At 73.9% G+C, this 23,276-nt stretch carries 18 protein-coding genes; 8 read left to right on the forward strand and 10 right to left on the reverse strand.

Features of this window, described 5'->3' with window-relative positions; all coding sequences use genetic code 11:
- Positions 1–40 precede the first annotated feature (40 nt).
- Genes ACFWPI_RS29420 through ACFWPI_RS29430 form a run of 3 tightly spaced genes read left to right on the forward strand, consistent with a single transcriptional unit; the run spans position 41 to position 6,321 of the window.
- Entirely contained in the window at positions 41–916 is an 876-nt protein-coding gene (locus ACFWPI_RS29420) for a hypothetical protein (RefSeq protein ID WP_063350182.1), read from the forward strand.
- Between the two features lie 37 nt (positions 917–953).
- A complete protein-coding gene (locus tag ACFWPI_RS29425; protein ID WP_380425152.1) occupies positions 954–5,546 on the forward strand; it encodes a hypothetical protein in 4,593 nt (1,530 codons plus the stop codon).
- Positions 5,547–5,556: 10 nt separating this feature from the next.
- Positions 5,557–6,321 (forward strand): metallophosphoesterase, encoded by a 765-nt coding sequence (locus tag ACFWPI_RS29430; protein ID WP_380378571.1) that lies wholly within the window; start codon positions 5,557–5,559, stop codon positions 6,319–6,321.
- 24 nt (positions 6,322–6,345) lie between these two features.
- On the opposite strand, the gene ACFWPI_RS29435 is transcribed toward ACFWPI_RS29430, so the two are convergent.
- A complete protein-coding gene (locus ACFWPI_RS29435) occupies positions 6,346–6,696 on the reverse strand; it encodes a hypothetical protein (RefSeq protein WP_380378569.1) in 351 nt (116 codons plus the stop codon).
- 174 nt (positions 6,697–6,870) lie between these two features.
- The gene (locus tag ACFWPI_RS29440; RefSeq protein ID WP_063350185.1) at positions 6,871–7,566 is read right to left on the reverse strand and encodes a FadR/GntR family transcriptional regulator; all 696 of its coding nucleotides are present in this window, start codon (positions 7,564–7,566) and stop codon (positions 6,871–6,873) included.
- Between the two features lie 166 nt (positions 7,567–7,732).
- On the opposite strand from ACFWPI_RS29440, the gene ACFWPI_RS29445 reads away from it, so the two are divergent.
- On the forward strand, positions 7,733–8,299 hold the full coding sequence (locus ACFWPI_RS29445) for a gluconokinase (protein ID WP_380378567.1): 567 nt from the start codon (positions 7,733–7,735) through the stop codon (positions 8,297–8,299).
- A 2-nt stretch (positions 8,300–8,301) separates the two neighbouring features.
- Positions 8,302–9,690: a gluconate:H+ symporter gene (locus ACFWPI_RS29450; RefSeq protein WP_380378590.1), complete on the forward strand. Its 1,389-nt coding sequence runs from the start codon at positions 8,302–8,304 to the stop codon at positions 9,688–9,690.
- A 113-nt stretch (positions 9,691–9,803) separates the two neighbouring features.
- Here ACFWPI_RS29450 and ACFWPI_RS29455 read toward each other — a convergent pair whose 3' ends face one another.
- The 6 genes from ACFWPI_RS29455 to mmuM all read right to left on the reverse strand — a co-directional run bounded on the left by ACFWPI_RS29455 (position 9,804) and on the right by mmuM (position 16,685).
- Positions 9,804–10,277 carry a hypothetical protein gene (locus ACFWPI_RS29455; protein WP_380378565.1) on the reverse strand — a complete coding sequence of 158 codons (474 nt, stop codon included), beginning with the start codon at positions 10,275–10,277 and terminating at the stop codon, positions 9,804–9,806.
- Positions 10,278–10,390: 113 nt separating this feature from the next.
- Positions 10,391–11,986 (reverse strand): glycerol-3-phosphate dehydrogenase/oxidase, encoded by a 1,596-nt coding sequence (locus ACFWPI_RS29460; protein ID WP_063350189.1) that lies wholly within the window; start codon positions 11,984–11,986, stop codon positions 10,391–10,393.
- A 173-nt stretch (positions 11,987–12,159) separates the two neighbouring features.
- Entirely contained in the window at positions 12,160–13,680 is a 1,521-nt protein-coding gene (glpK, locus tag ACFWPI_RS29465; RefSeq protein ID WP_363377288.1) for a glycerol kinase GlpK, read from the reverse strand.
- Positions 13,681–13,773: 93 nt separating this feature from the next.
- Positions 13,774–14,511 (reverse strand): MIP/aquaporin family protein, encoded by a 738-nt coding sequence (locus tag ACFWPI_RS29470; RefSeq protein ID WP_063350191.1) that lies wholly within the window; start codon positions 14,509–14,511, stop codon positions 13,774–13,776.
- 280 nt (positions 14,512–14,791) lie between these two features.
- Complete coding sequence (locus ACFWPI_RS29475; RefSeq protein ID WP_063350192.1) at positions 14,792–15,556, reverse strand: IclR family transcriptional regulator; 765 nt, start codon at positions 15,554–15,556, stop codon at positions 14,792–14,794.
- Between the two features lie 184 nt (positions 15,557–15,740).
- Positions 15,741–16,685, reverse strand: coding sequence for a homocysteine S-methyltransferase (gene mmuM / locus ACFWPI_RS29480; RefSeq protein WP_380380387.1), 945 nt, complete (start codon positions 16,683–16,685; stop codon positions 15,741–15,743).
- Between the two features lie 161 nt (positions 16,686–16,846).
- On the opposite strand from mmuM, the gene ACFWPI_RS29485 reads away from it, so the two are divergent.
- The 3 genes from ACFWPI_RS29485 to ACFWPI_RS29495 are packed head-to-tail and all read left to right on the forward strand — an operon-like array spanning position 16,847 to position 20,519.
- Complete coding sequence (locus tag ACFWPI_RS29485; protein WP_380380389.1) at positions 16,847–17,758, forward strand: NUDIX domain-containing protein; 912 nt, start codon at positions 16,847–16,849, stop codon at positions 17,756–17,758.
- A 33-nt stretch (positions 17,759–17,791) separates the two neighbouring features.
- Positions 17,792–18,364, forward strand: coding sequence for an NUDIX domain-containing protein (locus ACFWPI_RS29490; RefSeq protein ID WP_380380391.1), 573 nt, complete (start codon positions 17,792–17,794; stop codon positions 18,362–18,364).
- Between the two features lie 46 nt (positions 18,365–18,410).
- Positions 18,411–20,519, forward strand: coding sequence for an acetoacetate--CoA ligase (locus ACFWPI_RS29495; protein WP_380380394.1), 2,109 nt, complete (start codon positions 18,411–18,413; stop codon positions 20,517–20,519).
- Between the two features lie 66 nt (positions 20,520–20,585).
- On the opposite strand, the gene ptsP is transcribed toward ACFWPI_RS29495, so the two are convergent.
- Both ptsP and ACFWPI_RS29505 read right to left on the reverse strand, forming a co-directional pair.
- Positions 20,586–22,256, reverse strand: coding sequence for a phosphoenolpyruvate--protein phosphotransferase (gene ptsP / locus ACFWPI_RS29500; RefSeq protein WP_063350197.1), 1,671 nt, complete (start codon positions 22,254–22,256; stop codon positions 20,586–20,588).
- Between the two features lie 99 nt (positions 22,257–22,355).
- A complete protein-coding gene (locus ACFWPI_RS29505; protein ID WP_380380396.1) occupies positions 22,356–22,805 on the reverse strand; it encodes a PTS glucose transporter subunit IIA in 450 nt (149 codons plus the stop codon).
- Positions 22,806–23,276: the final 471 nt, after the last annotated feature.

Here is a 23,276-nt window from a genome sequence, read left to right on the forward strand (position 1 = left end):
AGATCACCCGTACTAGCAACAGCCCCGAGGAGCACCGCCCGTGACGACCCACCACGACACGTCCTGGGCGGCCGAGACCGAACCCGCGGCCCCCGCCCCGATCACCCCGGGCGACGTCGCCGACGCCGCCCGGCTGGTCTCCTTCGGCCTCCAGGCCAAGCTGCTCCCCGCCCGCGACGCCGAGTACGCCGAACTCGTCCGCCGCCACCGCGAGGACCCGCCGTTCGCCCGGCTCGCCGACGCCGTCGCCACCGGCATGGGCCTGGTCGTCCTGGAGGTCTCGCCGCGCGCCGGCATGGCCGTCGCCGCCGCCGAGGACTCGCTGTTCGCCGTCCGGATGGGCGACTACTCGCGCCGCGCCGCCACCGAGTCCACCGACCGCTTCCTGCACGGCCTGGCCCACCTCGCCGTCGCCGCGATGGCCTTCCCCCGGCCCGAGGACCTCGCCGACGACGGCTACCTCGGCCGGATCACCGTCAACGGCGTCGACGCCTTCGTCCGCCAGGCCTGCCGCCGCCTGGAGGAGCAGGCCGCGACCGAGGGCGACAACACCGACCCGCAGTCCGACGCCCCCGGCCTGGAGGCCGCCTGGCGGGTCTGGGCCCGGCGCACCGCCACCGGCGCCACCAAGGACGCCCGCCGGCTCTCCGGCTCCACCATCGGCATCGTCGCCAAGGCCGTGCTGTTCCTGGTCGACTCCGGCTTCCTGCAGAAGGTCTCCGACGACTCCGGCGGCACCTACCGCACCACCGCCCGCTACCAGCTCCAGGTCCGCGACCTGGCCGGCAGCGCGGCCATGGCCGAACTGCTCGACCTCGGCATCGTCCCGGTCTCCGACGGCACCGCCAGCCTGCTGCCGCCGGACACCGGCGACGAACTGGTGGCCGACGCAGGCCTGCCGTTCCACTCGCTCTGACACCCCTACCCGACTCGCCCACGGAGAACCGCCGCACATGTACGAGCTCAACCGGGTCCGCCTCTACTCGATCGGACCGGCCGGCGCCCGCTACGCCGACACGGTGCTCGACCTGCGCGGTGTCGGCGAGCCCGTCGCCGACCCGGCCCCGCAGCAGATCGGCCTGTTCGGCGAGGACACCGAGGGCCCGGTCCGCCGCCCCGCCCCGGCCGGCGTGCTCTTCCTGGAGAACGGCGGCGGCAAGTCCGTCCTGCTCAAACTGATCTTCTCGGTGATGCTCCCCGGCCACCGCAACACCCTCGGCGGCGCCAGCTCCGGCGTGCTGCGCAAGTTCCTGCTCGCCGACGACTGCGGCCACGTCGCGCTGGAGTGGCAGCACACCGTCACCGGCGAGCTGATCGTGGTCGGCAAGGTCAGCGAGTGGCGCGGCCGCCAGGTCTCCTCCGACCCGCGCAAGTTCGCCGAGACCTGGTACTCCTTCCGCCCCGGCCCCGGCCTCACCCTGGACTCGCTGCCGGTCGCCGAACGCATCGGCCTGGCCGGCGACCAGAAGGCCCGCGGCCGCCGCCGCACCATGAAGGGCTTCCGCGACGCCCTCACCGAGGCCGGCAAGGCCCACCCGCACCTCGACCTGGTCTTCGAGGACGGCCACGACCGCTGGACCGAGCACCTCGGCGAACTCGGCCTCGACCCCGAACTCTTCCGCTACCAGCGCGAGATGAACGCCGACGAGGGCGAGGCCGCCGGCCTCTTCGCGGTCAAGCACGACAGCGACTTCACCGACCTGCTGCTGCGCGCCGTCACCGACACCCGGGACACCGACGGCCTCGCCGACCTCGTCCACGGCTTCGCCGCCAAGCTCGGCCGCCGCGCCGAACTCACCGCCGAACGCGACTTCACCGCCGGCTCCCTCGACCTGCTGGAACGCATCGTCGAGGCCACCGGCGCCCGCGAGAGCGTCCGCGAGGCCCACCGCACCGCCGAACGCCGCACCCGCCGCCTCGCCCACGCCCTCACCTCCCGCGCCGCCGCCGAACGCGACCGCGCCCAGGACCTCGCCATCGAGGTCGCCGCCGCCGCGGGCGCCGTCACCGCCGCCGAGGCCGACCGCACCCGGCACACCCTCATCACCGCCGAACTCACCCACCGGCACGCCACCCTGGGCCTCGCCGCGGCCACCGCCGAGGCCGCCGCACTGCGCCGCGAACTCATCGACGCCCGCACCCTGCACTCCGCCTGGCAGGCCGCCGAGGCCGTCCTGCGCCAGCGCGCCGCCGCCGACCGGATCACCCGGGTCGCCGCCGCCATCCGCGAGGCCGAACTCGACGCCGCCCCCGCGCTCGCCGCCCGTGCCCGCGCCGCCACCGCCCTGGCCCGCGCCCTGGAAGGCGCCGCCGCGGCCGCCGAGGCCCGCGCCGACACCGAGGAGCAGCGCGCCGGCGAGCTCCAGGACGACGGCGCCAAGGCCCAGTCCGACGCCACCGAGGCCGCCACCGCCGCCCAGAAGGCCCGCAGCGAGGTCGACCACCTGCGCCAGCGCCTCGCCGAGGTCGAGCAGGAGACCGCCGCCGCCGTCGAGGCCGGCTTCATCGACGCCGACGGCGACGTCGACCCGGCCCGCGCCGCCCTGCACGCCGCCGACGTCGAGAAGGCCGCCGGCGCCGCCCTCGCCCAGGCCCGTACGGCCGCCGAGGCCTGCGCCGCCCGGCTGCGCGAGGCCGCCGCCGCCACCGGCCGCGCCGAACTCGCCGCCGAACGCGCCGGCGACGCCCGCACGGCCGCCGCCCGGGCGCTCGCCGCCGAGCAGCGCACCGCCGCCCTGCTCGCCACCGAGCAGCGCCTCTCCGATCTGCTCTCCCTGACCCCCGCGCCCACCGACTGGAGCGACGACGGGTCAGGGGCCGAGGAGGACGCCGGCTTCCTCACCCCCGCCGTCCTCGACCGCAACGCCGAGTACCTGCGCGAACTCCTCGACGAGTCCATCGCCACCGCCGAACGCACCCTGTTCGACCTGCGCACCGCCGCCGCCGACGACTCCCGCATCCTCGCCGCCCTCGGCGACGGCGGACTGCTGCCGCCCGGCCCGGACGTCCTGGCCACCGTCGAGTACCTCGCCGAGCACGGCATCCCCGCCCTGCCGGGCTGGCGCTACCTCGCCCAGTCCGTCGACCCGGCCGACCACGAGGCGATCCTCGCCGCCCGCCCCGAACTCGTCGACGGCGTCGTCGTCACCGACCCGGCCTCGCTGGAGCGGGCCCGCGAGGCCCTGCAGGCCGCCGCCCTGCTGCCCCGCTCCACCGTCGCCGTCGGCGCCGCCGCCTCCCTGATCGCCCCGATCACCGACCAGCCCGCGTTCTTCCTGGTGCCGCCGAACCCGGCCATGCACGACGAGTCCGCCGCCGACGACGAGCGCCGCGAACTGCGCGCCCGGGCGAGCGCCCGCGAGGAGCACATCCGCGAACTCGCCGCCCGCCTCGGTGCCGACCGCGCCCTCGCCGCCCGCCTCGCCTCCTGGCACGCCAGCTGCCCGCCCGGCACCCTCGCCGAACTCGCCGCCGCCGCCGAGGCCGCCCGCGAGCACGCCGAGCAGGCCGCCGCCGCCCTGGCCACCCTGCGCGCCGACCACGACGAGGCCGAGACCGACCACGCCGCCGCGGCCGCCGCCCACGAGGAGCACCGCGAGGCCGCCCAGCGCGCCCGCCGCCGCGCCGACGCCCTCTCCGGCCTCGCCTTCCGGCTGCGCGAGCGCGCCAACTGGGCCCGCCGCCAGCGCGAACTCGCCGAGGACGCCGCCGAGTGCGACCGCCGCCAGGCCGTCTGCGCCGAACGCGCCCGCACCTGCGACGAGGACCGCCGCGCCGCCCAGCGCGCCGCCGACGACGCCCGCCGCACCGCCCGTACCGTGCGCGCCGAACGCGCCGAGATCCCCGCCGCCGAGCAGGCCGACGAGCCCTCCGAGTCGGCCCCCGCCGCACTGCCCGCCCTGCGCGAGGCCTACCGCGCCGCCTCCCAGCTGTACGAGAAGGTCGGCGTCGGCGCCGACCTGCGCGCCGAGCAGGCCCGCGCCGAGGGCGACGAGGCCGCCGCCGCGACCGAACTCGACCGCCTCACCAACAAGGTCCGCACCCGCGCCGAGGAACTCCTCGGCAGCCCTGACGGCGCCGACGGCCCGGCCCGCCAGGCCGCGGCCGCCCGCGCCGAGGACCTGGTCGCCACCATCGAGGCCCGCTCCGCCGCCGCCAGCGAGCAGCTCGGGCGTCTGCGCGGCGAGGCCGAGCGCTCCGCCCCCGCCGACGGCGAGGCGCACACCGAACTGCCCGAGGACCTCGTCCCCGCCGACCCCGAGCACGCCCAGGTCCTGCTGCGCACCGCCACCAGCCGGCTCGCCGAACGCCGGGAGGCCCTGGACGCCGCCCGCACCGCGCACGCCGACCTGCAACGCACCTTCGACGCCGCCCAGTCGGCCGCCGCCGACTTCGACGAACTCGCCGGCCAGCTGCGCGACGGCCTGCGCGAGCAGCAGGAGGACGACGGCCAGTCCGCCGAGCCCTACCTCGGCTCACTGCCGGAGGCGCGCGGCACCGCCGCCGAGGCCCGCCGTGCCCTGCGCACCGCCGCAGGCGAGCTGTCCTCCGCCGAACTCGCCGTCCGCGACGCCTCCGACGCCCTCGTCCGGCACGCCAACGCCGCCCGCTACGAGGCCGTCCGCACCCCCGCCCGCCAGCAGATCCGCGAACTGCCCGCCGCCGCGCTGCCCGAGCACGCCGCCGCCTGGGCCGCCGCCTTCGCGCCCCGGCTGCGCGTGCTGACCGACGAACTCGCCCAGTTGGAGCGCAACCGCGGCTCGATCGTCGACCGCCTGCGCGGCCTGGTCGAGTCCTCGCTCACCACCCTGCGCGCCGCCCAGCGGCTCTCCCGGCTGCCCGAGGGCCTGGGGGAGTGGTCCGGCCAGGAGTTCCTGCGGATCCGCTTCGAGGACCCGGACCACACCACCCTGGTCGAGCGCCTCGGCGAGGTCATCGACGAGGCCACCCGCGCCGCCGTCCGCAAGAACAGCGACCTGCGCCGCGACGGCATGTCCCTGCTGTTGCGCGGGGTCGCCGCCGCGATGGGCCCGAAGGGCGTCAGCGTCGAGATCCTCAAGCCGGACGCGGTGCTGCGCGCCGAGCGGGTCGGCGTCGGCCAGATGTCCGACGTCTTCTCCGGCGGCCAGCTGCTCACCGCCGCCATCGCGCTGTACTGCACGATGGCCGCGCTGCGCGCCAACGACCGCGGCCAGTCCCAGCTGCGGCACGCCGGCACGCTGTTCCTGGACAACCCGATCGGCCGCGCGAACGCCACCTACCTGCTGGAGCTCCAGCGGGCCGTGGCCGATGCGCTCGGCGTCCAACTGATCTACACCACCGGCCTGTTCGACACCACCGCGCTCGCCGAGTTCCCGCTGGTCATCCGGCTGCGCAACGACGCCGACCTGCGGGCGGGCCTCAAGTACATCTCGGTCGAGGAGCACCTGCGCCCCGGTCTGCCCGCCCCGCAGGACCCGGACGGCCCGGCCATCCACGGCGAGATCACCGCCACCCGGATGTTCAAGCGTCCGGCCGAGGTTCCGGCGCAGTCCTCAACTGACTAGCGTGGCGTGCATGCTGACGATCGCGCACTTCAGTGACATCCACCTCGGGCAGGAGCACCGCCGGGACGGCGGCAGGCGCGCCCGGCGGCGGGCCGGGCAGGTGATGGCGTACCTCGACGCCCTGCCCGGCCCGCTGGACGCGGTGCTCGTCACCGGGGACCTCGCCGACCACGGCCTGCCCGCCGAGTACGAGCAGGTGGCCAAGGTGCTGGACTCCCGGTACCCGGTGCTCATTTGCCCCGGCAACCACGACCGCCGGGCGCCCTACCGGGAGGTGCTGCTCGGCGAGGCCCCCGCGGACGGCCCGGTCAACCGGCTGCACCGACTGCCCGGCGCCGACGTGCTGATGCTGGACTCCTCGATCCCCGGCCGCGACGACGGCCTGCTGGACGAGGAGACGTTGGCCTGGCTGGACGCCGAACTGGCGGCCGGACGCGCCGACCTGCCGGCGCTGGTGGCCTTCCACCACCCGCCGGCCGTCCTGCACCTGCCGAACGTCGACCCGATCCGCCAGTTCGGCGAGGAGGCGCTGGGCGCGGTGCTGGCCCGGCACCCCCGGGTGGCCGGCCTGCTCTGCGGCCACTCCCACACCGGCGCCGCCACCACCTTCGCCGGACTGCCCCTGCTGGTCGCCCCGGGTGTGGTCTCCACCGTCACGCTGCCCTGCGAGGGCGGGCCCGGCATCTCCTTCACCCAGCCGCCGATGCTCGCCTTCCACGTCCTGGACGACACGGGCCGGCTCACCACCCACTACCGGGCCGTCCCGGGGGACTGATCCGCAGCGTCGGCCGCAGGTGTCCTACGCGGCCGGCAGTCGCGGCTGGCGCTGCGGCCCGCCGGGGCGGGGGAGCGGCCGGGCGGTCAGCGGGTCGGGCGCCCGGCTGCCCGCCATCGGGTGCGCGGAGCCGGGCGCGCGCTGCCGCTGGGCGGCGACCTGGCGCGAGATCAGGATCTCCAGCAGGCACCACATCGTGCCGAACACCCCGAGCCCCATCGCCATCAGCGCCGGCGTCATCAGCCAACTGTCCGCGTACGAGGCGAGCGTGGCGACGACCACGCCGACCAGGGTGAAGGACAGGCAGAGCACCGCCCGGACGGCGGCGGCGCGCACCTCGTCGGGCAGGCGGCGACGGCGGCGTGGCACGGACATCGATCGACCCCCAGGCGCGGACTCGGCGGCGGACACGGGACGGGCGCACGCGAAACGCGCCCCCTTGCCTCACTCTGCCCCGCCGAACCAGGACTATGCGTCCGAATCCACCGAACTGCCGTCAAAGCGCGTGATCCGGGCAGCCGGCAGCGGGCGGCCCGCCGCCGGGGGAGGTCAGCCCAACTGCTGGTTGAGCTCCTCCAGGGCGCCCGCCACGATCGTCCGCATGGCCTGCTCGGCCTGGACGGCGTCCCCCGCGCAGATCGCGTCGGCGACTTCGCGGTGCAGTCGGATCGCGTACGGCTCCGGCTGATGGGGCATCAGATGGTACTCGGTCCGCCCGGTGAGCACCGCCCCCACGGTGTCGCCGAGGTGGGCGAACATCTCGTTGCCGGAGGCGCGCAGCACGGTGGCGTGGAAGTCGATGTCGTGCCGGAGGAAGGTGGTGAGGTCGGCGGCCCGCGCCGATACGGTCAACTCCACGGCCAGCGAGCCGAGTTGGCGCCGGTCGTCGTCGCTCGCGTGTACCGCGGCGAGCGCGGCCGCGGCCGGTTCGACGGCCACCCGCAGCGAGCCGAGCGAACGCAGCTGGGCCGAGCGGTCCGCGCCGGCCAGCCGCCAGCGGATCACCAGCGGGTCGAAGACGTCCCAGAGCGACCTGGGCTGCACGGTGATCCCGACCCGCCGCCGGGACGCCACCAGGCGCATCCCCTCCAGGATCCGCACCGCCTCCCGGACGACCGTCCGGGATACCCCGAACCGCTCCTCCAGTTCCTCGCCGCGCAGCACCGCACCCTCGGGAATCTCTCCCGACGCGATCGCGGGCCCGAGCTCGTCAAGCAGCCGACCGGGCAGCCCCTGGATCTCCATCCGCCCAGCGTAGACGCCCACCCCGCCGCCACCACCGGCGCGTACCGGGTCCCGCGCCCTGCGATCTACCCCACAGCTCAAAAGTATGACGATTTGGTTTCCACCACTTGAATACGTCATATCTTTGAGGCGATAGTGGCGGCCAGGCAACGAAGGAGCACCACCCATGGCTCTCAGCGTCGAGAACCACGACCTCCCGGCAGTGACACCGGCGGGCCCTCTCACCATCGTGGTGATGGGCGTCTCCGGTGTCGGCAAGACCACCCTGGCCCGCCTGCTGGCCGAACGACTCGACCTCCCCTACGCGGAGGCGGACGACTTCCACCCGGCGGCCAACATCGCCAAGATGTCGGCCGGCATCCCGCTGGACGACGAGGACCGCGCGCCCTGGCTGCGCGCCCTCGGCGCCTGGCTCAAGGAGCGGGCCGAGGACGGCACCGGCGGCGTGGTCACCTGTTCGGCGCTGAAGCACCGCTACCGCGACACCCTGCGCGCGGCCTGCCCGGGTGCCTACTTCCTGCACCTCAGCGGCGGTCACGAGCTGGTCGAGGACCGGCTCGCCCACCGCACCGGCCATTTCATGCCGCCGTCGCTGCTCGACTCCCAGTACGCCGCCCTGGAACCCCTGGGCGCGCACGAGCGCGGCGCCGTCCTGGACGTCGGTCCGTCCCCCGAAGAACTCGTCGAGATGGCCGTGGCGCTGCTGCGGCCGGTCAATGGAGACCTCGCGTGAGTATGTCCCCCACTCTGCTCGCGGCCGCCCCACCGGCCCTGCCGCACACCAGCAGCGACTCCCAGCTGCTGATCGCGGTCCTGCTCAGCATCGGTGTGATCGTCCTACTGATCACCAAGCTGAAGCTGCACCCCTTCCTCGCCCTCACGCTCGGCTCCGGCCTGCTGGCCGCCGTCGCGGGCGCCCCGTTCGACAAGCTGCTCAACAGCTTCTCCACGGGCTTCGGCTCCACCGTGGCCGGCGTCGGCCTGCTGATCGGGCTGGGCGCGATGCTCGGCAAGCTGCTCGCCGACTCCGGCGGCGCCAACATCATCGCGGACACCGTGCTGGCCCGGTCGGGCAACAAGGCGCTGCCCTGGGCGATGGCGCTGATCGCCGCCGTCCTCGGCCTGCCGCTGTTCTTCGAGGTCGGCGTCGTCCTGCTGATCCCGATCGTGCTGCTGGTCGCCCGCCGCGGCAACGTGCCGCTGATGCGGATCGGCATCCCCGCGCTGGCCGGCCTGTCCGTGCTGCACGGCCTGGTGCCCCCGCACCCCGGCCCGCTGGTCGCCGTCGACGCCCTGAAGGCGGACCTCGGCATCACCCTGGCGCTCGGCCTGCTGATCGCCGTGCCCACCCTGATCGTGGCCGGCCCGCTGTTCTCCCGGCTGGCCGAGCGCTGGGTCGGCCCGCTGGAGATCCCGAAGGCCACCGCCCCCGAGGAGAGCGCCAAGCCCGAGCACACCCCGTCCTTCGGCGCGGTGCTGGCGACCATCCTGCTGCCGGTCGTGCTGATGCTCGGCAAGGCCCTGACCGACGTGGTGATCGACAACCCGAAGGCGTTGGGCCAGCGGGTGTTCGACTTCATCGGCTCGCCGCTGATCGCGCTGCTCGCCGCGACCCTGCTCGGCATGCTGACCCTCGGCAAGGCGGCCGGCTTCGACAAGGCGCGGATCTCCGACACCGTCGGCAAGTCGCTCGGCCCGATCGCCGGCATCGTGTTCATCGTCGGCGCCGGCGGTGGCTTCAAGCAGACCCTGATCGACGTGGGCGTCGGCAACGCGGTGAGCGAGTGGTCCGGCAAGTGGCACATCTCGGCGCTGCTGCTCGGCTGGCTGATCGCGGTGCTGATCCGCCTGGCCACCGGCTCGGCGACGGTCGCCACCATCACCGCCGCCGGGATCGTCGCCCCGCTCGCCGCCGACATGTCCTCCACCCACGCGGCCCTGCTGGTCCTGGCGATCGGCGCCGGCTCGCTCTTCCTGTCGCACGTCAACGACGCCGGCTTCTGGCTGGTGAAGGAGTACTTCGGGATGAGCGTCGGACAGACGCTGAAGTCCTGGTCGGTGATGGAGACGGTGATCTCGGTCGTCGCCATCGCCCTGATCATGCCGCTCAGCCTGATCATCTAGGCCGGACAGCGCCTGGCGCCGCCGACATCCGCCGAGGGGCGGCACCCGTACCGCACGGGTGCCGCCCCTCGGGCGTGCCCGACGGCCGGGGCCCAGCCCAGCGGCCCCGACAGCTAACGCAGCACGACCCGCCAACCGTCGCCGCCGTCGCGGCCGCCGGGCCGGAGCACCAGCTCCTTCACCTGCCCGGTGTCGTGGAAGGTCAGCACCACGGTCTGCCGCTCGGCAGGGTCGTCCTGGAAGTCGGCCGTGACGGCCCCCTGGGCGCCCCGTCCGTACTCGCGGACCCAGGCCGCCGAAGCGTCCCCGCCGTCCCCGCCGTCCCCGCCGTCCGAGGGGCCGAGCTCCGCCAGCCGCCCCTCGGCCCCTTCGGCGAGCCGCCACACCAGCTGCTGGACCACGCCGAGCGTGCCGGTGGACGGGTACCCCGTCACCCGCAGGTGCGGATGGGCGGCGTAGTCGGCCTTGTACGCCAGCTCGGCCTCCGAGGCCCCGCCGGAGCACCCGGTGAGCAGCGCGACCGCGAGGCCCGCCGCAGGCAGACCTGCGGCGCGGCGGGCGGTCCGAAAACCAGACAAGATCATCATCAGGGAGAATCATGCGCGAAGGGCGGGCACCCGGAAAACCCGGGTGCCCGCCCTTCGCGAGGCTGCGCCTAGCTGGCTGTGCCTACTTCGTTCCGCGCTTCGCGAGGCTGTGCCTACTTCGTTCCGCGCTTCGCGAGGAAGGCCTCGACCTCGTCCCGGATCTCCGGCGTGTCCAGCCCGCGCACGGTCATCGTGGTGCGGCGCCGCAGCACGTCGTCCGCCGTGTACGCCCACTCGCTGTCGGCCGCGTAGGCGACCTGCGCCCAGACGTCCGGGCCGTCCTCGTGGATCGGCCGGCCCAGCTCCGGGTTCTCGTCGATCATGCGGGCGATCTCGAAGGACAGCGTGCCGTAGTGGCTGGCCAGGTGCTTGGCCACCAGCGGCTCCATCCGGGAGCCCGGGTCGCGGTCGATCAGCAGCCGGTGCGCGACGGCGTTCGGCGCGCCGACGCCCGGCAGCGGAACGGTCGCCGCGATCGGGGACATGTCCTCGCCGAGGCTGGTGCCGGGCACGTGCGCCAGCTTCTCCAGCACGGTGCGGCCGATGTGACGGTAGGTGGTCCACTTGCCGCCGGCGACCGACAGCATGCCGCCCTTGCCCTCGGTGACGACCGTCTCGCGCTTGGCGGCGGCGGTGTCGCCCGGGCCGCCGGGCAGCACCCGCAGGCCGGCGAAGGAGTAGGTGATCAGGTCGCGGTCGAGGTGCTCGTCGCGGATGGCGTGCGCGGCCTCGCCCATGATCTGGTCGATGTCCGCCTCGGTGGCCCGGACGTCCTTCGGGTCGCCGGTGTACTCCTCGTCGGTGGTGCCGAGCAGGACGTGGTCCTCCCACGGGATGGCGAAGGAGACGCGGTACTTGTCGATCGGGATGGTCAGCGCGGCGCGCCACGGCGCCCGGCGCTTGACCACCACGTGGGCGCCCTTGGAGAGGCGGATCGACGGCGCGGCGCCGGCGTCCTCCATCTTGCGCAGGTGGTCCACCCACGGGCCGGTGGCGTTGAGCACCAGGCGGGCGTCGATGCCGAACTCGGTGCCGTCCAGGCGGTCGCGCAGCTCGGCGCCGGTGACCCGGCCGCCGGTGAAGCGCAGGCCGGTGACCTCGGCGTGGTTGAGCACCACGGCGCCGGCGTCGACGGCGGCGCGCACGGTCATCACGGCGACGCGCGAGTCGTTCATCTGGTGGTCGCCGTAGACGGCCACCGAGCGCAGGCCCTCGGTGCGCAGCGCGGGCACCTGCTGGGCGGCGTGCGCGGCGGTGGAGACCCGGCCCATGCCGTCGCGGAAGGCGGACAGCGCGGAGTACAGGAAGACGCCGGCGCCGAGCTTGGGCGCGCTGTGCGGGCCGCCCTTGTAGACCGGCACGAAGAAGGTCAGCGGGTTGACCAGGTGCGGCGCGACGTCGGTGGCGAGCGCGCGGCGCTCCTTGTGGTTCTCGGCGACGAGCTTGACCGCGCCGGTCTGCAGGTAGCGCAGACCGCCGTGGACGAGCTTGGAGGAGGCGCTGGAGGTGGCGCCGGCGAAGTCGCCGCCGTCGACCATGGCGACCTTGAGTCCGGCCTGGGAGGCGGTCCAGGCGACGGCCGTGCCGAGGATGCCGCCCCCGATCACCAGCAGGTCGTAGGTGGCCTTGCCGAGCAGCTCACGGGTCTCGGCGCGGGAGGCGGTGCGGCCGGCGGTGCGCTCGGCGCCCAGGGTCGGGATGGTTGCCATGGTGGTTGTGTACGGCGCGCGGGTCAGGCGGCGCCGTTACTCCTCTCGTGTGCGGTGCGGCCTCTGCTGAGAGGCCGGTCGGCCCGGTGCGGCGGGCCGGTGAAACGCGGCGACACCCGCTGCCGGAACGGCGGGCGGCCGGTCGGGGCCCGGGGCCCCGACCGGCTTGTCGGTCAGTCGGTCTCTTCTTCCTCCACCCACCCCATGGTGCGCTCCACGGCCTTGAGCCACTTCTTGTACTCGCGCTCCCGGGTGGCCTCGTCCATGCGCGGGGTCCATTCGGCGGCGCGGTGCCAGTTGGCCCGCAGGGTATCGAGGTCGGTCCAGAAGCCGACGGCGAGTCCGGCTGCGTAGGCGGCGCCGAGGGCGGTGGTCTCGGCCACGTACGGGCGCTCGACCGGGACGTCCAGGACGTCGGCGATGTTCTGCATGAGCAGGTTGTTGCTGGTCATGCCGCCGTCGACCTTGAGGGCGGTGAGCTCGACGCCGGAGTCCTTCTGCATGGCGTCGACGACCTCGCGGGTCTGCCAGGCGGTGGCCTCCAGGACGGCCCGGGCCAGGTGGCCCTTGGTGACGTACCGGGTCAGGCCGGCGATCACACCGCGGGCGTCGGAGCGCCAGTACGGGGCGAACAGGCCGGAGAAGGCCGGGACGAAGTAGGCGCCGCCGTTGTCCTCGACGGTGTTGGCGAGGGTCTCGATCTCGGCGGCGGTGGAGATGATGCCGAGCTGGTCGCGCAGCCACTGGACGAGCGAGCCGGTGACGGCGATCGAGCCTTCCAGGGCGTAGACCGGGGCCTGGTCGCCGATCCGGTAGCCGACGGTGGTCAGCAGGCCGTGGTACGAGTTGACGATCTTCTCGCCGGTGTTGAGCAGCAGGAAGGTGCCGGTGCCGTAGGTGGACTTGGCCTCGCCCTCGTCGAAGCAGGTCTGGCCGAACAGCGCGGCCTGCTGGTCGCCGAGCGCGGAGGCGACCGGGACGCCGGCCAGGTCGCCGACGGCCTCGCCGTAGACCTCGGCGGAGGAGCGGATCTCCGGCAGGACGGCCATCGGCACGCCGATCGACTCGGCGATCTTGTCGTCCCACTGCAGGGTGTGCAGGTTCATCAGCATGGTGCGGCTGGCGTTGGTGACGTCGGTGACGTGCTTGCCGCCGTTGACACCACCGGTGAGGTTCCAGATCACCCAGGTGTCCATGGTGCCGAACAGGATGTCGCCGGCCTCGGCGCGCTCGCGCAGGCCCTCGACGTTGTCCAGCAGCCAGCGGATCTTCGGGCCGGCGAAGTAGCTGGCGAGCGGGAGGCCGGTCTCGCGGCGGAAGCGGTCCTGGCCGACGTTGCGGCCGAGCTCGCGGCAGAGGCCCTCGGTGCGGGTGTCCTGCCACACCAGCGCGTTGTGGACCGGCTCGCCGGTGTTCTTGTCCCACAGGACGGTGGTCTCGCGCTGGTTGGTGATGCCGATCGCGCGGATGTCGTCCTTGGTCAGGCCGGCCTTCTCCAGCGCGCCGCGGACGACCGACTGCACCCGGGTCCAGATCTCGGCGGCGTCGTGCTCGACGTAGCCGGGCTGGGGGAAGATCTGCCGGTGCTCCTGCTGGTCGACGGCGACGATCCGGCCGTCGGCGCCGAAGATGATGCAGCGGCTGGAGGTGGTGCCCTGGTCGATCGCGGCGATGTAGTTGCCAGTGGAGGTCATCAGAGGGTCCTCGGCTCAGGATTCGGGGGTTCGGGGTGGGTGGGCCCGACGTAGTGGTCGGTCCCCGTGCTCGGCGGGTTCGAACCCGGCCCTTTAGAACATCGCGTTGTACAGACCGCCGGCCAGCGCGCCGCCGATCAGCGGGCCGACGACCGGAACCCAGGCGTACGACCAGTCGGAGCCGCCCTTGTTCGGGATGGGCAGCAGCGAGTGCACGATGCGCGGGCCGAGGTCGCGGACCGGGTTGATCGCGTAGCCGGTGGGGCCGCCCAGCGAGAGGCCGATGCCGACGACCGTGAGGGCCACGATCAGGGTGCTGAGGCCGCCGGCGGCCAGACCGTCGTTCTTGCCGAGGGTGAGGATCGCCATGCAGAGGATGAAGGTGCCGATGACCTCGGTGACGACGTTCTGGATCGGGTTCCGGATCTCGGGCCCGGTCGAGAAGATGCCGAGGGTGGGCTCCTCGTTGGCCTGGAACTGGCCGAGGTAGGTGAGCCAGACCAGCACGGCGCCGATCATCGCGCCGAGGAACTGGGAGCCGAGGTAGAGCGGCACCTGGTTCCAGTCGCCGCTCTTGATGGCGAGCGCGATGGTGACGGCCGGGTTGAGGTGGGCGCCGGACTTCGGAGCCGAGATGTAGGCGGCGATCAGGACCGCGAAGCCCCAGCCGAAGGTGATCGCCAGCCAGCCGGCGTTGAGGGCCTTCGACTTCTTGAGGGTCACGGCGGCGCAGACGCCGCCACCGAGAAGTATCAGGGCGGCGGTGCCGAGGGTTTCGCCGACGAAGACGTCGCCGTTGGAGAACGCGGACACAAAGACTCCCTTGTCCATATGGCCCGGAGGTGTGGGTGGGGGCGGCCGGCCGATCGTTGTGCGGGTGAGCGCATCGGGGGATTGATCTTCCCGGCCATCGTTCGACAATGTCGACCGTTATGCGGAAGCTTCCTCCCCTGGTTGCCCTCACGTCAAGGCAGGGTTACGGAGCTGTGACCCTTCCCCCGAAGTTACCCAGCGGAGCGGGCCAAACCGGGGCAAAACGCCAAGGCGCGGACAGGCCGATGCCCGTCCGCGCCTCAGCGTGACGATGTGGCCGCCGGTGCGGCCCGGGGTTTCAGAAGCGCCCGGCGCCCAGATCGCGCGAGATCGCCCGTGCCGCGCTGCGCACCGAGGCCACCAGCGACGGCTTCACGAAGCCGTCCTCGCAGACCCGCTCCACCGGGCCGCTGATGCACACCGCGCCCACCGGGTTGCGCCGCCGGTCCTGGATCAGCGCGCCGATCGAGGCCACGCCCTCCCAGGTCTCCTCGATCGAGTCCGTCCAGCCGCGCTCACGGATCAGCGCGCACTCGGCGTCCACGTCGGCCGCCTCGGTCAGCGTCCGCAAGGTGTACGACTCGTACGGCCCGTCGCCCAACTCGCCTCGCGCGACCGGGTCGTAGGCCAGCAGCACCTTGCCCAGCGCGGTGCTGTGCAGCGGCTGCATCGAGCCGACCTCCAGCACCTGCCGGGTGTCGTCCGGCCGGAAGACGTGGTGCACGACCAGCACGCCCTGCTGGTGCAGCACCCCCAGGTAGACGGTCTCGCCGGCCGCCCGGGCCAGGTCGTCCGCCCAGACCAGCGCCCGTGCCCGCAGCTCGTGCACGTCCAGGTAGCTCTGCCCCAGCCGCAGCAGTTCGGCGCCCAGCTGGTACTTGCCGCTCTCCGGGTCCTGCTCGACGAACCCCTCCTGTTGGAGCGTGCGCAGGATGCCGTGCGCGGTGCCCTTGGCGAGTTCCAGCGCCGTCGCGACCTCGGACAGGCCCAGGCGGCGCTCACCGCCGGCCAGCAGGCGCAAGATCGCGGCGGCCCGGGAGAGCGACTGGATCGGGCCGGGCATGGGGACCTCCGCGCTGACAGGCGGTCGACATTGTCGACCGCAGTGGTAACGGGACGAGTCTGCCAGGCCGTCGCCGGTCCGTGCACCTTCCCCCTCGGTAACCCGCGCTCGGCCGTCCGTTAACCTCCGCCGCCCGCCGCCCCGCCGCCTGCCGCCCGCCGTGCCGCCCACCCCCCGACGTCCCTCACCCCCCGACGTCGCTCGAGCGCCCCCGTCGCACCGCGACCTCCGCCGCCAGCGCGGCGATCCCGTCCGGCCCCACCCGGCAGCAGCCGCCCACCAGCCGTGCGCCGCCCGCCAGCCAGCCGCCCACCCGGGCCGAGCGGAACGTCGGCTCGCCGCGCCAGTCCCGGCGCGCGGCGTCCCACTCCTCCCCGCTGTTCGGATACACCACCACCGGCTTGCCGGTCACCTCGGCCGCCAGCGCCACCGCCCGGTCCGCGTCCTGCGGGGTGCAGCAGTTCACGCCCACCGCCAGCACCTCGTCCACCCCGGCCGCCAGCGCGAACGCCTCCGCCAGCGGCTGGCCCGCCCTGGTCCGGCCGCCCGCCACGCTGAACGACAGCCAGGCCGGCACGCCCAGCCCGCGCACCAGCTCCAGCAGCGCCCGCGCCTCGTCCGCGTCCGGCACCGTCTCCAGCGCCAGCACGTCGGGCCCGGCCGCCGCCAGCGCCTCCAGCCGCGGCCGGTGGAAGGCCACCAGCTCCGCGGTGCTCAGCCCGTACCGGCCCCGGTACTCCGAACCGTCCGCCAGCACCGCCCCGTACGGCCCCACCGACGCCGCGACCCAGCGCCGCCGCCCGCCCGGCTCGGCCCGCGCCGCCTCCCGGGCCAGCTCCACGCTGCGCGCCAGCAGCCGTGCGGCCTGGGCCCGGCCCACTCCGCGCCGGGCGAAGCCCTCGAAGCTCGCCTGGTAGCTCGCCGTGATGGCGACGTCCGCCCCGGCCGCGAAGTACGCCCGGTGCGCCGCCACCACCGCCTCCGGCGCATCCGCCAGCAGCCGCGCCGACCACAGCTCGTCGAGGAGGTCGTGCCCGGCCGCCGCCAGCTGGTTCGACATCCCGCCGTCCAGCACCAGCGGACCGGCCGCCAGCGCCGCGGCGAAGTCCGGCGGGGGAGCAGTGGGCATGGGGCCTCCTCGGGCGCGGTCGTTCCTGCTCACAGCCTAGAAGCCGGGCATCCCCGCGGACCCGGAAAACCATTTGCCGCCGGGGAACGGAATCGCTACGTTGTGCTCAGCCAGAGAACGACAGCACCCCGTACGGCGGCGAGCGCGGAGAGGAGCCGGTGATGGAAACGGACGACCCGTCCACCCCGCCCCCGACCACGCCCGCGAGCGAGCAGGACGAGCAGGAGTGGCTCGCCGCCTACGACCCGCGCGCCTACGCCCCGATCGCCGTCACCGTCGACGTGGTCGCCCTGACCTTGCGTCACAGCGGCCTGCACGTCCTGCTCGTCCAGCGCGGCGCCCCGCCCTACCAGGGCTGCTGGGCCCTGCCCGGCGGCTTCCTGCGCGCCGGAGAGGAGAGCCTGGACGAGGCCGCCGCCCGCGAACTCGCCGAGGAGACCGGCCTGCTCGGCGGCTCCGAAGTCGAGGCCGCGCTCTGCCGCGTCCACCTCGAACAGCTCGGCACCTACGGCGCCCCCGAGCGAGACCCGCGCATGCACGTCGTCTCCGTCGCCTACCTCGCCTTCGCCCCCGACCTGCCCGACCCGCAGGCCGGTACGGACGCCGCAGCCGCCACCTGGCACCCCGTCGCCGACCTCGACCTGGGCACCGGGCCCGGTGGCCGACCCCGAGCCGCCGGTGCGCCCGCCGACACCCACGGGGGTGGTGTCGGCGGGCCCACCGGCCAGTCCTCCCGCACGCTCGCCTTCGACCACGCGCGCATCCTCGCCGACGGCCTCGACCGCGTCCGGGCCAAACTCGAGTACAGCCCGCTCGCCACCGCCTTCCTGCCCTACGACTTCACCATCCCCGACCTGCGCGCCGTCTACGAGGCCGTCTGGGACGAGAAGCTCCACCCCGGCAACTTCCACCGCAAGGTCCTCTCCGTCCCCGGCTTCGTCGAGAGCACCGGCGCCACCACCGCCCGCGGCGGCGCCCGCGGCGGCCCCCGGGCCCGCACCTACCACGCCGGAGACGCCAGCCTCCTGCACCCCGCCCTGCTCCGCCCCACCCGCGACGGCGAACTCCGCTGACGGCCGCCGCGCGCACCCGGCTACCATCCGGCCATGACCACTGACGACCCGACACGCGCGGTCAACCAGCCGTTCTCCCACTGCCACTTCTGCGGCACGTCCTACCCGGCAGGCACCGACCGCTGGCCCCGCACCTGCCCCGGCTGCGCCGAGATCAGCTACCGCAACCCGCTGCCCGTCGTGGTCACCCTCCTCCCGGTCACCCGCCCCGACGCCGACCCTACCCTCGTCGTCATCCGCCGCACCATCGAGCCCGGCTACGGCCAACTTGCCTTCCCCGGCGGCTACGTGGACTACGGCGAGAGCTGGCAGCAGGCGTGCGTGCGCGAACTGTGCGAGGAGACCGGCATCCTGGCCGACGCCGCCGACATCACCCTGGTCGCCACCGACTCCGACGCCAGGGGCGGCTTCCTCTGCCTCTTCGGCCTGCTCCCGGCCCGTCCGCTCGCCGAACTCCCGCCCTCGCGCCCCACCGACGAGACCGACGGCTGGCAGCTCGCCGCCCCCGACACCCCGCTCGCCTTCCCCTTCCACACCCGGGTCTCCCGCTCCTGGTTCGGCGGCGAGTTCAGCGGTGAGTCCAGCGGCGGAATCTCCGGCCGCTGACCGGCCCGGCACCCACCGGGCGGACCCTGGCGCAGCGGCCGCTCACATGGCATGGTCTGCACCGACAGCCCAACCGGACGGGCCTGCCACAAGCACTCCCGTCCCCACCACCGGCCGGGAGACCACCACCGTGAGCACCCCACCCCAGGACCAGCCGCTCTGGCGCCCCAACCCCGCTCGCGCCGCAGCCACCAGCCTGGTGGCCTTCCAGGCCTGGGCCGCCGAACACCACGGCGCCCCGGCCGCCCCGCTCGCCCCGGCCGCCGACGACCAGCAGGCCGCCCAGAGCTACGCCGACCTGCACGCCTGGTCCACCGCCGACCTCGACCGCTTCTGGACCGCGATCACCCAGTGGTTCGACGTCCGCTTCACCCAGGTCCCCGAGGCCGTCCTCGCCGACCCCGCCATGCCCGGCGCCCGCTGGTTCCCCGGCGCCCGCCTCAACTACGCCGAACACGCCCTGCGCGCCGCCGAGGACCCGGCCAACGCCGACCGCCCGGCCGTCCTGCACCTCGACGAGACCACCGAACAGCCGGCCGTCCTCACCTGGTCCGAACTGCGCCGCCAGGTCGGCTCGTTGGCCGCCGCCCTGCGCGCCCGGGGCATCGGCCCCGGCGACCGCGTCAGCGCCTACCTGCCCAACATCCCGCAGGCCGCCGTCGCCCTCCTCGCCACCGCCGCCGTCGGCGCGATCTGGACCAGCTGCGCCCCCGACTTCGGCGCCCGCAGCGTCCTGGACCGCCTCCAGCAGATCGAACCCGCCGTCCTCTTCGCCGTCGACGGCTACCACTACGGCGGCAAGGACCACGACCGCACCGAGGTCGTCGCCGAACTGCGCCGCGAACTCCCCACCCTGCGCACCGTCGTCCACGTCCCGCTGCTCGGCGCCCCCGCCCCCGAGGGCGCCCTGCACTGGGACGACCTGGTCGCCGACGACGTCGAGCCGGTCTACGAGGCCGTCCCCTTCGACCACCCGCTCTGGGTGCTCTACTCCTCCGGCACCACCGGCCTGCCCAAGGCCATCGTCCAGAGCCAGGGCGGCATCCTGCTCGAACACCTCAAGCAGGCCGGCCTCCACCTCGACCTCGGCCCCCGGGACCGCTTCCTCTGGTACACCTCCACCGGCTGGATGATGTGGAACTTCCTGCTGGCCGGCCTCCTGGTCGGGGCCACGATCGTCACCTACGACGGCAGCCCCGGCCACCCCGACACCGGCGCGCTCTGGTCGGTCGCCGCCCGCACCCGCGCCACCGTCCTCGGCACCTCCGCCGCCTACGTGATCGCCAGCCGCAAGGCCGAGCTGCACCCCGGCCGCGACCTCGACCTCTCCGCCGTCCGCTGCATCGGCACCACCGGCTCCCCGCTCCCGCCCGACGGCTTCCGCTGGATCTACGAGGAGGTCAAGGAGGACGTCTGGCTCGCCTCCGTCAGCGGCGGCACCGACGTCTGCTCCTGCTTCGTCGGCGGCGTCCCCACCCTGCCCGTCCACCTCGGCGAGATCCAGGCGCCCTGCCTCGGCGCCGCCGTCGAGTCCTGGGACGTCCAGGGCCACCCGCACACCGACACCGTCGGCGAACTCGTCGTCACCAAGCCCATCCCGTCCATGCCCACCGGCTTCTGGAACGACCCCGAGGGCACCCGGTACCACGACAGCTACTTCGACATGTACCCCGGCGTCTGGCGCCACGGCGACTGGATCACCGTCACCTCCCGCGGCACCGTCGTCATCCACGGCCGCTCCGACTCCACACTCAACCGCCAGGGCGTCCGGATGGGCTCCTCGGACATCTACGAGGTCGTCGAACGCCTCCCCGAGATCGCCGAATCCCTGGTCATCGGCCTGGAGGAGCCCGACGGCGGCTACTGGATGCCGCTGTTCGTCGTCCTCGCCCCCGGTGCCGAGCTCGACGAGGGGCTGATCGGCCGCATCCGCACCTCGCTGCGCACCCAACTCTCCCCGCGCCACGTCCCCGACGAGGTCATCGCGGTGCGCGGCCTCCCGCACACCCTCACCGGCAAGCGCATCGAGGTCCCGGTCAAGCGGATCCTCTCCGGCACCCCGCTGGAGCAGGCCGTCAACCCCGGCTCCGTCGACGACATCGACCACCTGCGCTTCTTCGAGCAGCTCCGCCGCGATCGGCAGGCCCGAGCCTGACCGGACACGCCGAAGGGGGGCTCCCACCGACCCGGTGGGAGCCCCCCTTCCTGCTGTTCGCCTGTCCTACTCGCCCGACAGCACCTGCTGCGCGGCGGCCCGCGCCTCCTCGGCGCTGTCCGTCGCCCGGGCCGCCTCGGCCGCCCGGCGGCACTGCGCCAGCGTGTACTTGGCCAGCGTCGAGCGCACGTAGGGGATCGAGGCCGAGCCCATCGAGAGGCTGGTGACGCCCAGACCGGTCAGCACCACGGCCAGCAGCGGGTCGGCGGCCGCCTCACCGCAGACGCCGCAGCTCTTGCCGGTCGCCTGCGCCGCCTCGGCGGCCGCGGCGATCAGGTCCAGCAGCGCCGGCTGCCACGGGTCCTGCAGCCGGGCCAGCGCGCCCACCTGACGGTCGGCGGCGAAGGTGTACTGCGCGAGGTCGTTGGTCCCCAGCGACAGGAACTCGACCTCCTGGAGGATCGACCGGGCCCGCAGCGCGGCCGACGGGATCTCCACCATCGCGCCGAACTTGGCCTCCAGCCCCGCCTCGCGACACGCCTGGGCGAAGTCCTTGGCGTCCTTGCGGTCGGCCACCATCGGGGCCATCACCTCAAGGTGCACCGGCAGGCCCTCGGCGGCCCTGGCCAGCGCCCGCAGCTGCGTCCGCAGCACCTCCGGGTGCTCCAGCAGGGTGCGCAGACCGCGCACGCCCAGCGCCGGGTTCGGCTCGTCGGCCGGGGTGAGGAAGTCCAGCGGCTTGTCCGCGCCCGCGTCCAGCGCCCGGACCACGACCCGGCCCTCCGGGAACGCCTCCAGCACCTTGCGGTACGCCTCGACCTGCTTCTCCTCGGTGGGCGCCTTCGCGGAGTCGTCCAGGAAGAGGAACTCGGTCCGGAACAGGCCGACGCCCTCGGCGCCGTTCTCCAGCGCGGCCGGCACGTCCGCCGGGCCGCCCACGTTGGCCAGCAGCGGCACGCGGTGGCCGTCCGAGGTCTGCCCCGGGCCGGAGGACGCGGCCAGCGCGGCCTTGCGCTGGGCGGCGACCGCCCGCAGCTCGTCCTGCTTCTCCTGCGAGGGCTCCAGCAGCACGTCACCGGAGCTGCCGTCCACGGCGACGACGGTGCCCTCGGCGACGTCCGTCGCAGCGGGCAGCGCGACCACGGCCGGCACGCCCAACGCCCGCGCCAGGATGGCGCTGTGGCTGGTCGGCCCGCCCTCCTCGGTCACGAAGCCGAGCACCAGCGTCGGGTCGAGCAGCGCGGTGTCGGCCGGCGCCAGGTCCCGCGCGAACAGCACGTACGGCTCGTCGCTGTCCGGCACGCCCGGCATCGGCACGCCCAGCAGCCGGGCCACGATGCGGTTGCGGACGTCGTCCAGGTCGGCGACCCGCCCGGCCAGGTAGTCGCCGGCGGAGGCGAGCAGCGCCCGGTAGGCGGCGAAGGCGTCGTACACACCGCGCTCGGCGCTGCTGCCGACGGCGATCCGGCGGGACACGTCGGCCATCAGCTCCGGGTCCTGCGCCATCAGCGCCTGGGCCTCCAGGACGGCCTGCGCCTCGCCACCGGCCAGGTTGCCGCGGGCGATCAGGTCCGCGGCGACCGCCTCGACGGCGGCCTGGGCGCGGGCCTGCTCGCGCGGGGCGTCCTCGGTCGGGATCTGGGTGGCCGGGGGCTCCAGCACCGCCGTCCCCATGTGCCGCACCTGGCCGATCGCGACCCCGTGGCTGACACCCACGCCGCGCAGCGTCTTCTTCATGTCACCTGTCTCCGCTGAGAGGAGCGGCCCCGCCGGGAACCGCTGTGTGCCGGGCCGCCCCGACAACTCCTGCGGGGCGGGTGTGTGCAAGGTAAGAGGTCAGTTCCAGCTGAACAGGGCCTCGCCGGAGACGGCCTCGCCGTCCTCCCGCAGGCCGCCGAGCGAGTCGGCGCTCGCCTCCAGCGCCACGATCGGCGAGATGGGCGACTTGCCCGCGGCCTCGACGGCGGCCGGGTCCCACTTGATGACGGCCTGACCGCGGGTCACCGTGTCGCCCTTGTTGACCAGCAGCTCGAAGCCCTCGCCGTTCAGCTGCACGGTGTCGATCCCCAGGTGGGTCAGTACACCGTGGCCCTCGGCGTCCACCACGACGAACGCGTGCGGGTGCATGGAGACGACGACGCCGTCCACCGGAGCGACCGCCTCGGTCGGCCGGCGCTCCGGGTCGATCGCGGTGCCGGGGCCGACCATCGCGCCGGAGAACACCGGGTCGGGCACGCCGGCGAGCCCGACGACCTTGCCGGTCAGCGGCGACGTCACAGTGGTCATGGTTGTGCCTCCCAAGTGAGCGGTACAGCGAGCGGCCGCGAGCAGCGGCAGGACGATCGACTGAAGCCTAAATCATGTCAACTTCGGACATCTGCTGACATTCCCGGGCGAAGACCCACGCCCAGCCCGGCCCGTCGTCCGGCGGCTCACCGACCGTTTAGTGGTCTAGTCCTCTTAGTCGATGCGCCGCACTCTACAGGCATCTTGGCGAATCGGGACCATTGCTGTATATGCTCGCGAGAGCAACAAATCATGCCGCCGACCGGGTGACACCGGGAGCGCCTCGATTCGCACTCCGGCGGGCGACCCGCTATGGTTGGCTGAGTCGCCGCGACTTGGCGGTTAACACCAGATTTCAGATGCGAAAACCTCCGGTAAACGGAGCGGAAAACATCTGGTAAGCTGGGAACACGAAAGAACGAAGCGCCCGGAGGGCCCGCTGGAAGGCGGTCCGAAGGAAGTGTCCGTTCC

This window comes from Kitasatospora sp. NPDC058492 (assembly GCF_042720685.1).
Taxonomy (GTDB): Bacteria; Actinomycetota; Actinomycetes; order Streptomycetales; family Streptomycetaceae; genus Kitasatospora.